We start from the raw sequence: 12248 nt of genomic DNA, 5'->3' as shown, positions 1-12248 counted from the left end.
CCCCCCCCTCACACGAAAGGTCACCCCACCCCGGCACTACGTGCCGACCCTCCCCCTCAAGGGGAGGGTTGGATCAAAGCCCGATCTCATGCGCCCAAGGCGGATTGGCACCGGCGCGCGAAACGGTCACTGCCGCAGCCTTCGCGCCCAGAGCCAGCGCATCCTGCAGTCCCTTCTCGCTAAGTGAGGCTACCTGCGCTTTGGTCAGCAGGTTGTTCATCTTCAGGGACGCCAGAATGCCGGCATCGAAGGTATCGCCGGCGCCGACCGTATCGACGACGGTGACGCGCTCGCTCGGTACGGAGACCTTCAGCGACTTGGTGTAGCCAGTCGCGCCTTGCGCCCCCTTGGTGATGACGACGAGCTTTGCGCCCTGGCCCAGCCAGTGGGCGGCGAGCTCATCGTGATTGCCCGAAATGCCGAACCATTCCAGATCCTCGTCGGAGAACTTCAGGATGTCGGACATGGCGACCATCCGGTTGAGGCGCGCCATGTGGGCGGCCTTGTCCTTGATGAAGCCAGGACGGATGTTCGGATCGAGCGAGATGACGCGGCTCTGATGCTCGCGCTTCATCAGCGCCTCATAGGTCGCGCCGCAAGGGTTGGGGATCAGGCTGATCGCGCCGAAATGCAGCGCTTCGCAATCATCAGCGAGGGTCGGCAGATCGGCTTCGGTGATCATGCGGCCGGCCGTGCCTTCGTCGTAGAAGGCATAGGTCGCCTGGCCGTTGACGAGCTTGACGAATGCGATCGTGCTCGGACGGGGCGTGATGGCGCAATAGCTGAAATCGACCTTGGAGGCGGATAGCGTGTCGCGCAGGATGTCGCCCATCATGTCGTCGGCGAGGCCGGTGAAGAAGCCCGTGGGGACGCCGAGACGGCCAAGCGCTATCGCAGTGTTGAAGATCGCCCCGCCGGCATAGGGGGCAAAGCCCTTTTCGCCCTGCGTCGTCTCCCGCGGCAGCATGTCGATCAAAGCTTCGCCACAGCACAATATCATTCCGGCCTCCCAAAGAGCGCGTCTGTCTTATCCAGTCTCATAAATCGATTAGATAAATTCACGGCAAAAGCAAAGCGTCAGTTTTTCGGCAGCTCCGAAATACCGCCATTCCGGCTCGACCAGGCGAGCGGCGCATTGAGGAAGGCCTCGACCTCGTCGAGCGTTTTGCCGTCAAACAACTTCTGCTCCTTGGCGACGGCGAGCACGTCGCGCCAGGTGGCGATATGGTGCAGGCGGACCCTTCTGTTGACAAAGCGCTCTTCCGCCTCTGGGAAGATGCCGTAGTAGAACAGCGCCATGCCGTGATCGACGATGCCGCCGGCCGCGCGGATGGCGTCGATGAAGGTGAACATGCTGCCGCCGGCGGTCGTCAGATCCTCGATAACGAGCACGCGTGCGCCGTCCTTCATGTCGCCTTCGATCTGGGCGTTGCGGCCGTGGCCCTTCGGCTGCTTGCGCACATAGATCATCGGCAGGTTCAGACGCTCGGCGAGGAAAGCGGCAAAGGGAATGCCCGCCGTTTCGCCACCGGCCACGCAGTCGAACTGTTCGAAGCCGGCATTGCGCATGATGATGCTCGCGGCAAAGTCCATCACCGTCGAGCGGATGCGCGGATAGGAGATCAGCTTGCGGCAATCGATATAGACCGGGCTCGCCATGCCGGAAGCGAGCTTATAGGGCTTGTCGGCGCTGAAATGGACCGCCTTGATTTCCCAAAGCATCCTGGCCACCAGCTCAGCCATGACGGAGCGATCGGTAAATGTCATCTGGGTCATGCGGGGGCCTCCTTCGCAGCGCTAATGTTCCAGCGGCAATAGCAGCAAGCGGCGCCGGTTTCCAGACGAATAGGAGCTTTTGCTGATATCCGTCACTGGCATCGCCGGCGAGGCGTCGTCTCGGGTAGCTAACGGAGCGTTCCAAGATCGGCGGGGAGCATGGCCTTGAACAAGGCGATCACCTTGTCGCCCTCCTCTCTCTCGATCGAAATGGCATAGCGCACGGCTGCCGCAACCAGTTGCATGGTCAATCGGGCGATCCTTGCCAGCTCGGAATGATCGCGCTCCGGCCATAGGCGGACGAGGACGGAGAGAAATGCCTGGGAATGCCACTCCATGTCCTCGGCATCGATCCGTTGCAGCAGCTTGTCCGCATGGGTGGCGTGCCAGATGTCGCGCATGACGGGCTCGTCGAGAAACATCGCGTAATAACCATCGACGATTCGATCCAGCGCGGCCTGGAGCTGGTCGCGGCTCCTGATCGCCACCAGCTCATCTTCGACACATTGCCGCCCCTGCTCGTTGAAGCGTTCGGCCAGCACGCGGATGATCGCCGTCTTGTCCGGGAAATATTGATAGAGCGAGCCGAAGGACACCCCGGCCTTTTCGACGATCTCGCCCATACGCAGCGCGTCGCTGCCGTTCTTCGCGATCAGCTCGGATGCCACCGAAAGGATCAGATCCACCCGTTCGCGGCCTCGCTGCTGGCTGGGTATGCGCCGGGGCGTGCCCGCCTCGTCCTTGCTGCGCCTGCGTTTCGCGATCGCTTCCTGCGTCATGTCATTCCCTGCCTGTGACTGTTGACAAGCAATATAAGAGAGTTTATCACATTTCGCAAATGAGAGAATTTATCACATTTTGTACAGGAGGAGTTCGAAATGCAGACCTCGACGATCGCCATCATCGGCGGAATGGGAAAAACCGGCGGCCGGGTCGCCGAGCGACTGAAGGAACGCGACATCAAGGCTCGTGCCGTTTCGCGCTCGACGGAACCCCGCTTCGACTGGCAGGACCGCAGCACTTGGCATCAAGCGCTGGAAGGCGCCTCCGCTGCCTATGTCACGTTCCAACCGGATCTTGCGGTTGCCTGGGCAGCCGAGGCCATTGGGGCTTTTGCCAAGACGGCGGCCGAAGTCGGCGTCGGGCATATCGTCCTGCTTTCCGGCCGAGGCGAGGACGGCGCCATCCACAGCGAGGAGAAACTCAAAGCCGTTGGCATCGACTATACCGTGCTGCGCGCTAGCTGGTTCAACCAGAATTTCAGCGAGGGGGTCTTCATGGACGGACTTCTGCAGGGGAAGCTGACGTTGCCGGCCGGCAATGTGCCGGAGCCTTTCGTCGACGCCGACGACATTGCCGATGCGGCTGTTGCGTGCCTTATCGATCCGCGTCATCGCAACCAGACCTACGAACTGACTGGACCGCGCGCCTTGACCTTTCGCCAAGCGGTTTCCGAAATCGCGGCGGCTTCCCAAAGGACCATCGAATACGAAACCGTCCCGGTTGATGCTTTCATCGCCGAGATGACCGCTTACGGCCTGCCGGAAGAGGTTACCGACCTCCTGCATGAGCTTTTCACGCAGGTCCTCGATGGCCGCAACTCGCCCGTCATGGATGGCGTCAGCCAAATCCTCGGCAGGCAAGCGAAAGACTTTTCCGCTTATACCCACGAAACCGCCGCTACCGGCATCTGGAGTATTCAGTCATGACCTTTCCGATCACGAATATCGCGCTCATCATCGCGGCGCTCAGCAGCGGCCTTCTCGCCGGCGTCTATTTCGCCTTCTCGACCTTCGTCATGCAGTCCCTCGCCCGCCTTCCGGTCGATCAGGGGATCGCCGCCATGCAATCCATCAACGTCACGATCGTACGTTCGCCTTTCATCATCGTGTTCATGCTGGCCGCCATCCTGTCGGTCTTCGTCGCTGCCATGGCCATCATCTACTGGCGAGGCAGCGTCAGCGTGATGATGCTGGCAGGCGCCGCGCTCTATCTCGTCGCCAGCTTCCTCTCGACCATCGTGTTCAACGTTCCGCTGAATGATGCGCTCGACAAGGTCGATGGCCACACAGCGGAAGCAGCGCAGCTGTGGACGACCTATCTCAGCGATTGGATGCAGTGGAACCATGTACGCACGGTGGCATCGCTTCTTGCCGCATGCGCCTTCGTGCGGGCTCTGTTCTAACCAGTCAAAAGAAAGCTACAGGGTTCCAGCGAATTGATCGGCTAGACGGCATGCAGATAGGCCGCAACCTCGACACGGTTGCGGCCGTTTCGTTTTGCCTCATAGAGCGCCTTGTCGGCAGCGCGAAGGACGTCATCGAAGCCGATCCCCTTGACGGTGCCGGTCGCAACGCCTGCACTGACGGTGCAAGTCAGAGATTTTCCTTCTATCTCGATCGCCTGTGCGGCAAAGGCATCCCGCACCCGTTCCGCGACCTGTTCGGCACGGCCCGGCAAGGTGTTGTCGAGCACGAGGGCGAACTCCTCGCCACCGAGCCGCGCCACCGTATCCGAAGGGCGCAAGCCTACGGACAATTCCTGGCCGAAAAACTTGAGCACGAGATCGCCGGCGGCATGGCCATGCTGATCGTTGATCAATTTGAAGCGATCGATATCGAAGATGATGACCGCCATGGACGGGCCGAAGGTCCGTCTGCCGTGAAGGTCGAAGAGTGCGCGGCGGTTGAGCAGCCCGGTCAGGGAATCGGTGATCGCCTCCTGACGATGCAGGGCCGCCTGGCGCCACTGATGCAGTGCAAGCGACAGCGCCCCGATCCCGGTCATTCCGGCGATGCAGACGGCGAGGCTGAAATCCTCGGCCCAATTGTTCGGTGCATGGCCGAGCACGAGCTTGCCATCGGCGATGAGCACCGCCGCGCAAAGGCCAAAGGAAATGGCGGTCAAAGTGTAGAGTGCGGTAATGCCATAGAGCGGCGTCGGCGCTTCGTGGCGGCTTATCCAATATTCACGCGCCGTCAGAAGCAGCAGCAGGCCGATGACGACGTTGTCGCCGATGAAGGCCAGCCCATCATAGCCGGCGAGCATCGGCCCGACCGAAGCGGCAATACCGGTGAGGCATCCAAGCAGGAAGCGCCACCCCGAGAGCCGCCGCGTGCGAAATTGATAGCCGGCCACCCAGATCGTCGAGAAGCCGATGAAAAACAAGATGAAAGTCAGGACGGCAAAGATCGGGTGCGGCTTGTCGACATAATGGCCGTATATGAAAATGCCACCCACCAGCGGCACCAGGCCGGCGGAACACGTCAGTAGAAAGGTATCGGGCCGGCGAGAAAACCAGCTTCCCACCAATGTCACTGCGAGGCAGGACGCGGAAACGCCAAGGGCGAGAAGAAGTGAGTTGTAATCGACCAGCATCATGCTCTTTCAACGGTCTCATCGTTACCGTAGGGGATCAATGACACGCTAGCCCTTAAGGGGTATCGAATTGGTTACGGCAAATAATAAAGAAAATACATTTCAATAAAATATACGTGCCATTTAGCGGCAAGACACAAATACTTTACCGCCAATACTGCATATAAATTCATCTATACTTATATTCATAATATCTAAAATTAAGATTCGACATCCCAATGCAGCGGAAACATCGGGTCGAAAACGGTGACCGGACCAGCCCCGGTCTCGATCTTCGCCGGGAAGGTCACCGCATCATGCCGGCGCACCAGCGTGATGCGGTCGTCATTGACGGGCAGGCCGTACCAGGCCGGTCCGTTCAGCGAGGCGAAAGCCTCGAGCTTGTCCAGCGCACCCTCCTGCTCGAACACATGGGCAAGGCAACTCATGGTGTTGATCGAGGTATAGATGCCGGCGCAGCCACAGGCGCATTCCTTCAGCGGATCGACATGCGGAGCGGAATCGGTGCCGAGGAAGAACCTGGTGTCGCCGCTCGTGGCCGCCGCGCGCAGCGCCAGGCGATGGCTCTCACGCTTGGCGACCGGCAGGCAATAATAATGCGGGCGGATGCCGCCGACGAGGATGGCATTGCGGTTGATGATCAGATGATGCGTGGTGATGGAGCCGGCGAGATTGGCCTTTGCCGACTTGATGTAGTTCACGCCATCCGACGTGGTCACATGTTCCATGGTGACCTTCAGTTCCGGCAGGCGCTGGCGCAGCGGATCGAGCGCGGTTTCGATGAAGACCGCCTCGCGATCGAAAATATCGACTTCCGGCGTCGTCACCTCGCCATGGACACAGAGCGGCAGGCCGATCTTCGCCATGCGCTCCAGCACCGGCATGGCCTTGTTCAGATCACGCACGCCGCCGTGAGAGTTGGTCGTGGCACCGGCCGGGTAGAGCTTGACGGCGGTGATCAGGCCGCTCTTCTTGCCCTCCTCGACATCGTCGAGGCTGGTGTGCTCGGTGAGATAAAGCGTCATCAGCGGCTGGAAGCGGTCGCCCGTCGGCAGCGCCTTCAGGATGCGGTCGCGGTAGGCCGTCGCATCCGCCGTGGTCACGACCGGCGGCACGAGATTGGGCATGATGATGGCGCGGGCGAAATGTCTGGAAGTGTCGCCGATCACGCCTTCCAGCATGGCGCCATCCCGCAAATGCAGATGCCAGTCGTCGGGACGGCGGATGGTGAGCTTTTGCATGGGCGCGACCTCTGGAAATGTGAGCATGGTCTCGTCCGAAAGCGACTTCACGCCCTTCGGAACCATGCTTGATGATATCGCGCTTCGATAACACCAACCAGCATCGTAAAACAATCCGCCACAGCGGTTAAATGATCGTGAGGTTCAGTCCTGCACGACGTCGACGGTCACATCGGCCTTGCGACGGTTTTCCAGGATCAGCCGGCCGTTCGGCAGATCGTTGCCGTGGACCTTGGCGCGGGCGGCCTCGTCATCGAGATCGTACCCCTTCCAGCGCGCCCATAGCCGCTCCTCCAACACCTCCATCGGCGGCGCGAGCATGATCGAATAGTCGAACACACCCTCCAGCTCCGCCCACTTGCCCTGGCTGAACAGCAGGTAGTTGCCTTCAATCACGATAAAACGATGATCGGGTGAGACGATGCGCGCGGATGCTATGGCAAGTTCGCGCGAGCGATCAAAGACCGGCACGAGCACCTCCTGATCGGCGGCGCGCACGGCTTTGACGATATCGAGAAAAGCGCGGACATCGAAACTCTCCGGCACGCCCTTCCGCTTCAAGAGCCCTTTTTCGATGAGGACGGCATTGTCCATATGGAAGCCGTCCATCGGCAGCACTTCGGCGCTTTCGCCCTTGGCCTGCAACGCCTTGGCGACGTTGTCGGCCAAGGTCGACTTGCCGGCGCCGGGCGGCCCGGCGATCGCCACCAGAAACCGCCTGGTGTCGCCGGCGCGAGCAATGATCTCGCCGGCGACGTTTTCGAGAGAAATACTCATGCGGCGACGTTCTCCACCGGCGGCGCCTTGGCACCGGTCATGAAGGCGACGGCATCGGACATGGTATATTCCTTGGGATTGATGACGGTCAGACGACGCCCAAGGCGATGGATATGGATGCGGTCCGCCACCTCGAAGACATGCGGCATGTTGTGCGAGATCAGAACGATCGGCAGGCCGCGGGCACGCACGTCGAGAATGAGCTCCAGCACCTTGCGGCTTTCCTTGACGCCGAGAGCTGCCGTCGGTTCGTCCATGATGACGACCTTGGAGCCGAAGGCGGCGGCACGTGCCACGGCGACACCCTGACGCTGGCCGCCGGAGAGCGTTTCCACCGCCTGGTTGATGTTCTGGATCGTCATCAAGCCAAGCTCGGTGAGCTTGTCGCGGGCACGCTTTTCCATCGCCGGCCGGTCGAGCATACGAAACCAGGAGCCGAGAATGCCGGGCTTGCGGATTTCGCGGCCGAGGAACATGTTGTCCGCGATCGAGAGCGCCGGCGAGAGCGCCAGGTTCTGATAAACCGTTTCGATACCGGCCTCGCGCGCTTCCATCGGCGACCTGAAATGGACGGGCTTGCCTTCCAACCTGATCTCGCCTTCATCGGGTGTGGCCGCGCCGGAAATCGCCTTGATCAGCGAGGATTTTCCGGCGCCGTTGTCGCCGATGACAGCAAGGATCTCGCCGGGGTAAAGATCGAAGTCGGCATTGTCGAGCGCGGTCACGCGTCCATAGCGCTTGACGAGGCCGCGGGCGGTGAGAAGGGGTTCGCCTGTCGTGGTCATGCCGATACCTTTCTGATCCATTGATCGATCGCGACGGCGCCGATGATCAGCACGCCCGTCAGGAGGACCTTCCACTGCGGATCCGCTCCGAGCATGTTGAGGCCCATGGATACGACGCCGACGATCATGGCGCCGAATAGCGTGCCGAGGATCGAGCCGCGGCCGCCGAAAAGCGAGATGCCACCAATCACCGTCGCGGTAATTGCCTGGAGATTGAAATCCGTCACAGCCGAAGACGGGGAGACCGAGCCGTTGCGGCCAATCGAAACCCAGGCAGCAAAGGCCGCAATCAGTCCCGAAACGCCGTAGACCGCGAGCAGCACCTTCTTGGTCTGGATGCCCGACAATTTTGCCGCTTCCGGGTCATCGCCGACAGCATAGACATGCCGGCCCCAAGCGGTGTGATTGAGAATATACCATAGGCCGACCACCAGCAGCACCATAGCGATGACACCGAGGGTCAGCACCGCTCCACCGACACGGAAGCTGATCGCGAAGAGATGCAAAAGCGGTGCCTTTTCATCGACATCGGTGTCACGGATGGTCTCATTGGCGGAATAGATGAAATTCGTCGCCATGACGATATTCCACGTGCCGAGCGTCACGATGAACGGCGGCAGCTTCATGTTGGCGACCAGGAAACCGTTGAGCAATCCGCAGAGACCGCCAGCGACCATGCCGGCAAAAACGGCGACAGGCGTCGGCAGGCCGTAGGTGACGGCGACGTTGCCCATGACGACGGAGGAAATGACCATGATCACGCCGATCGAAAGATCGATGCCGGCCGTCAGGATGACCAGTGTCTGCGCTGCGGCGAGAATGCCGACGATGGCGATCTGCTGCAGGATCAGCGTCAGGGTATAGGCCGAGAAGAAACGGCCGCCGATGGCAAAGCCAAAGATGATGATCGCCAGCACCAGCACGATCAACGGCACGGCGGCCGGCGTCGAGTGCAAGAAATGCTGCATGCGTTTGAGAAGAGAGACGTCCTGGTGCTCGAACGAGGCAACATTCTTGTCGCTGCCGTCGAGAACACGCTCGAATTCCTGTGCTCCGGTCATTGTATTCCTCCGCTGCCGCGCCGAACTATACGCGGAAACCGCCGGCTGTTGAACCGGCCGAAGTTGAAGTCCGGCCGGCGTTGATATCAGGAAGGCACGATCGCGAACCTAAGGGCCGCTTCAGCGAAAAGCGTGAAGCGGCTCTCGGATTGGATCATGCCAAGTTCAGGACGAGGCTTAGCCCCAGCACTTGGCCGTGCCTTCCTTGGTGTCGATCGACTTCAGGCCCGGAACCGGCTTGTCCGTCACCAGCGAAACGCCGGTATCGAAGAAGGACTTGCCTTCGGTCGGCTTCGGCTTTTCGCCCGTCGCGGCGAACTTCTTGATCGCCTCGACGCCGAGGGCAGCCATCATCAGCGGATATTGCTGCGACGTCGCGCCGATCACGCCTTCCTTGACGGACTTGACGCCCGGGCAGCCGCCGTCAACAGACACGATCAGAACCTGCTTTTCCAAGCCGACGGCCTTCAGAGCCTGATAGGCGCCGACGGCGGCCGGTTCGTTGATCGTGTGGATGACGTTGATGCTCGAATTCTTCTGCAGGAGGTTTTCCATGGCCTTGCGGCCGCCCTCCTCGTTGCCGTTGGTAACGTCATGGCCGACGATGCGCGGATCGGTTTCGTCGCCGATCTTGTTCGGATCCTTCGGGTCGATGCCGAAGCCGATCATGAAGCCCTGGTCGCGCAGGACGTCAACGGAAGGCTGCGATGGCGCCAGATCCAGGAAGCCGACCTTGGCGTCCTTCACCTTGTCACCCAGCGTTTCCTTTGCCCACTGACCAATCAGCTTGCCAGCGAGAAGATTGTCTGTGGCAAAGGTCGCGTCGGCGGCGTCGGCCGGCTCCAGAGGCGTGTCGAGCGCGATGACCAGCAGGCCCGCGTCGCGTGCCTTCTTGACCGAGGAAACGATGCCCTTGGTGTCGGAGGCGGTGATCAGAATACCCTTGGCACCGCTGGCGATGCAGCTCTCGATCGCGGCAACCTGGCTTTCGCTGTCACCGTCGATCTTGCCGGCATAGGACTTCAGCGTCACGCCGAGTTCCTTGGCCTTGGCCGTCGCACCTTCCTTCATCTTGACGAAGAAGGGGTTGGTATCGGTCTTGGTGATGAGGCAGGCGGACACGTCTGCAGCCTTTGCCGGCGCGGCAAAGGCAACGCCGAGCGCCAGAGCGGCGATCGCTGCCGAAATAACAGATTTCTTCATTCAATCCTCCCGATGTTTGAAAAGCCGGACCGTCCGGCATTCCCGGATGAGCGCCCGGGGTGGAGATGCGCAATGCCTGTCAGATTATTTTGGAAAGACCTCCTCCAAGGCCATATACGCATCCTCGACGCCTATATCTGAGCCTAAAGATTTCCATCTGTCAATAAATAAATCGGATTGAATTATTAATTGGATGTGGCATTCTGGAAAAAAATCAGGCATGGCCATGGTGGAAGGAGCAGGCCCATGTCTCTCGTGCACGACCCGGAGGACACACCCACAACGCCAGCGATTCTCGACCCCAGCGGGGGCGCGAACCAGCTTGGCGTACGCGCCCACAACGAGCGGCTCGTGCTGTCGCTCGTGCGCCGTCACGGTGCGCTGTCGAAGGCCGATATCGCCAGGCGCAGCGGGCTATCCGCCCAGACCGTTTCCGTCATCATGCGGGCGCTCGAGAAGGATGGGCTGCTATCGCGCGATGCGCCGGTGCGCGGACGCGTCGGCCAGCCATCCATTCCCATGCGGCTCAATCCGGATGCCGTGCTCTCCTTCGGCGTCAAGATCGGCCGACGTAGCGCCGATCTCGTGTTGATGGATTTCGTCGGCAGAATCAGGATGCAGCTTCATCAGACCTATCCCTATCCGCTGCCGCAGGAGATCATCGCTTTCGTGACTGCCGGCATCAGGGAATTGGAGGGGCGCCTGAGCGACGAGGAACGCCGCAAGCTCGCTGGGATCGGCGTCGCCGCGCCGTTCGAGCTGTGGAACTGGGCCGAGCAGGTCGGCGCGCCGCCCGGAGCCATGGATGTCTGGCGCGGCTTCGACCTGCGCACCGAAATCGCCTCGCGCGTGACTTATCCCGTCTTCCTGCAGAATGACGCCACCAGCGCCTGCGGCGCGGAGCTGGTCTTCGGCGCCGGCGCGCATTATCCGGATTTCGTCTATTTCTTTATCGGCTCCTTCATCGGCGGCGGCATCGTGCTCAATTCCTCAATCTTCGTCGGACGCACCGGCACGGCCGGAGCCCTCGGCCCCCTGCCCGTACGCGGCCGCAACGGCGAAAACCGCCAGCTTCTGGAGATCGCCTCGATCTTCGTGCTCGAGAACCTGTTGAGGGATCACGGCCTCGACTCGCGCCCTCTCTGGTATTCCGCCGACAACTGGATCGATTTCGGCGAACCGCTGGAGATCTGGATACAGGATACGGCAAAGGCACTGGCACAAGCGATCGTCGCCGCCGCCTCGGTCATCGATTTCAGCGCCGCCGTCATCGATGGCGGCTTCCCTGATTGGGTACGGGAGCGGGTGGTGCGCGCCACCATCAAGGCCGCCTCGGATCTGGATCTGCAGGGCGTCATCATGCCCGAGATCATCGAGGGCGCAGTGGGGCCGCAGGCACGGGCGATCGGCGGCGCGAGCCTGCCGATCTTTGCACATTACCTCATCGACCAAAACGTCCTCTTCAAGGAGATAGAGCATGCTGAAGGGCATTGACCCGCTGTTGAGCCCGGAGCTTCTGGCGACCTTGCGCGCCATGGGTCATGGCGACGAAATCGCCCTCGTGGACGGCAATTATCCCGGTCTCGAACACGGGCGCCGCCTCGTCCGCCTCGATGGCCATGGCGTCGTCCGCGTGCTCGATGCCGTGCTGAGCGTGCTGCCGATCGACGATTTCGTGCCGCAGGCGATTTTCCGGGCGACCGTCAAACAGGATCGTGACGCCGTCGACCCCGTTCATGCGGAAATGATCGAATGCTGCGCCCGGCATGTGCCCGACATCAAGGTCGTGCCACTGCTGCCAGCGGAATTTTACGATCGCGTCAAGCAGGCGCATGCGCTGATCCAGACCAGCGAGCCGCGGCTCTATGGGAATATCATTTTGCGCAAGGGCGTGATCTATCCAGCAAAATAGCAGGCTCGCCCCCATCCGGTCTATCGGCCACCTTCTCCCCGATTGCGGGGCGAAGGGGATGGGGGCACCCACAGCCTTCTTTCCAGCCAATTGCTCAGACGATACTGAGAGGTAG

13 protein-coding genes are annotated in these 12248 nt (G+C 60.9%); 4 read left to right on the top strand and 9 right to left on the bottom strand.

The annotated features are described in order from the left end of the window. Window positions 1–73: 73 nt before the first annotated feature. From RHSP_RS18860 to RHSP_RS18850, 3 genes are all read right to left on the bottom strand, one after another. Complete coding sequence (locus tag RHSP_RS18860) at window positions 74–1000, bottom strand: carbohydrate kinase family protein (RefSeq protein WP_037152932.1); 927 nt, start codon at window positions 998–1000, stop codon at window positions 74–76. Between the two features lie 77 nt (window positions 1001–1077). Then, window positions 1078–1776 (bottom strand): orotate phosphoribosyltransferase, encoded by a 699-nt coding sequence (locus RHSP_RS18855; RefSeq protein ID WP_004120979.1) that lies wholly within the window; start codon window positions 1774–1776, stop codon window positions 1078–1080. Window positions 1777–1904: 128 nt separating this feature from the next. Then, complete coding sequence (locus RHSP_RS18850; protein ID WP_004120977.1) at window positions 1905–2555, bottom strand: TetR/AcrR family transcriptional regulator; 651 nt, start codon at window positions 2553–2555, stop codon at window positions 1905–1907. Between the two features lie 99 nt (window positions 2556–2654). On the opposite strand from RHSP_RS18850, the gene RHSP_RS18845 reads away from it, so the two are divergent. Both RHSP_RS18845 and RHSP_RS18840 read left to right on the top strand, forming a co-directional pair. Next, window positions 2655–3485 (top strand): NmrA family NAD(P)-binding protein, encoded by an 831-nt coding sequence (locus RHSP_RS18845; protein ID WP_004120975.1) that lies wholly within the window; start codon window positions 2655–2657, stop codon window positions 3483–3485. After that, window positions 3482–3961: an anthrone oxygenase family protein gene (locus RHSP_RS18840; protein WP_004120972.1), complete on the top strand. Its 480-nt coding sequence runs from the start codon at window positions 3482–3484 to the stop codon at window positions 3959–3961. The genes RHSP_RS18845 and RHSP_RS18840 overlap by 4 nt, the downstream gene beginning before the upstream one ends. Before the next feature lie 41 nt (window positions 3962–4002). Here RHSP_RS18840 and RHSP_RS18835 read toward each other — a convergent pair whose 3' ends face one another. The 6 genes from RHSP_RS18835 to RHSP_RS18810 form a co-directional block, all read right to left on the bottom strand. Then, window positions 4003–5154, bottom strand: a complete 1152-nt coding sequence (locus tag RHSP_RS18835) for a GGDEF domain-containing protein (protein ID WP_037152958.1) — start codon at window positions 5152–5154, stop codon at window positions 4003–4005. A gap of 200 nt (window positions 5155–5354) precedes the next feature. Further along, entirely contained in the window at window positions 5355–6395 is a 1041-nt protein-coding gene (gene pyrC / locus RHSP_RS18830) for a dihydroorotase (RefSeq protein WP_004120967.1), read from the bottom strand. 144 nt (window positions 6396–6539) lie between these two features. Beyond that, window positions 6540–7172: a nucleoside triphosphate hydrolase gene (locus RHSP_RS18825; protein WP_004120965.1), complete on the bottom strand. Its 633-nt coding sequence runs from the start codon at window positions 7170–7172 to the stop codon at window positions 6540–6542. Further along, a complete protein-coding gene (locus tag RHSP_RS18820; RefSeq protein ID WP_004120962.1) occupies window positions 7169–7978 on the bottom strand; it encodes an ATP-binding cassette domain-containing protein in 810 nt (269 codons plus the stop codon). Before RHSP_RS18820 ends, RHSP_RS18825 begins: the two co-directional genes overlap by 4 nt. Next, window positions 7954–9018: an ABC transporter permease gene (locus RHSP_RS18815; protein ID WP_004120960.1), complete on the bottom strand. Its 1065-nt coding sequence runs from the start codon at window positions 9016–9018 to the stop codon at window positions 7954–7956. The genes RHSP_RS18820 and RHSP_RS18815 overlap by 25 nt, the downstream gene beginning before the upstream one ends. A 177-nt stretch (window positions 9019–9195) precedes the next feature. After that, window positions 9196–10221: a sugar ABC transporter substrate-binding protein gene (locus RHSP_RS18810; RefSeq protein ID WP_037152929.1), complete on the bottom strand. Its 1026-nt coding sequence runs from the start codon at window positions 10219–10221 to the stop codon at window positions 9196–9198. 246 nt (window positions 10222–10467) lie between these two features. Here RHSP_RS18810 and RHSP_RS18805 point away from each other — a divergent pair, with 246 nt between their 5' ends. Both RHSP_RS18805 and RHSP_RS18800 read left to right on the top strand, forming a co-directional pair. Continuing rightward, complete coding sequence (locus RHSP_RS18805; RefSeq protein ID WP_004120954.1) at window positions 10468–11715, top strand: ROK family transcriptional regulator; 1248 nt, start codon at window positions 10468–10470, stop codon at window positions 11713–11715. Then, entirely contained in the window at window positions 11699–12133 is a 435-nt protein-coding gene (locus RHSP_RS18800) for an RbsD/FucU family protein (protein WP_037152927.1), read from the top strand. The genes RHSP_RS18805 and RHSP_RS18800 overlap by 17 nt, the downstream gene beginning before the upstream one ends. Window positions 12134–12248 lie beyond the last annotated feature (115 nt).

Origin of the sequence: Rhizobium freirei PRF 81, from assembly GCF_000359745.1 — a bacterium.
GTDB classification, from domain to species: domain Bacteria; phylum Pseudomonadota; class Alphaproteobacteria; order Rhizobiales; family Rhizobiaceae; genus Rhizobium; species Rhizobium freirei.
Note: the sequence above shows the minus strand (reverse complement) of the source record. Positions and strands in the feature narration are given on the sequence as shown.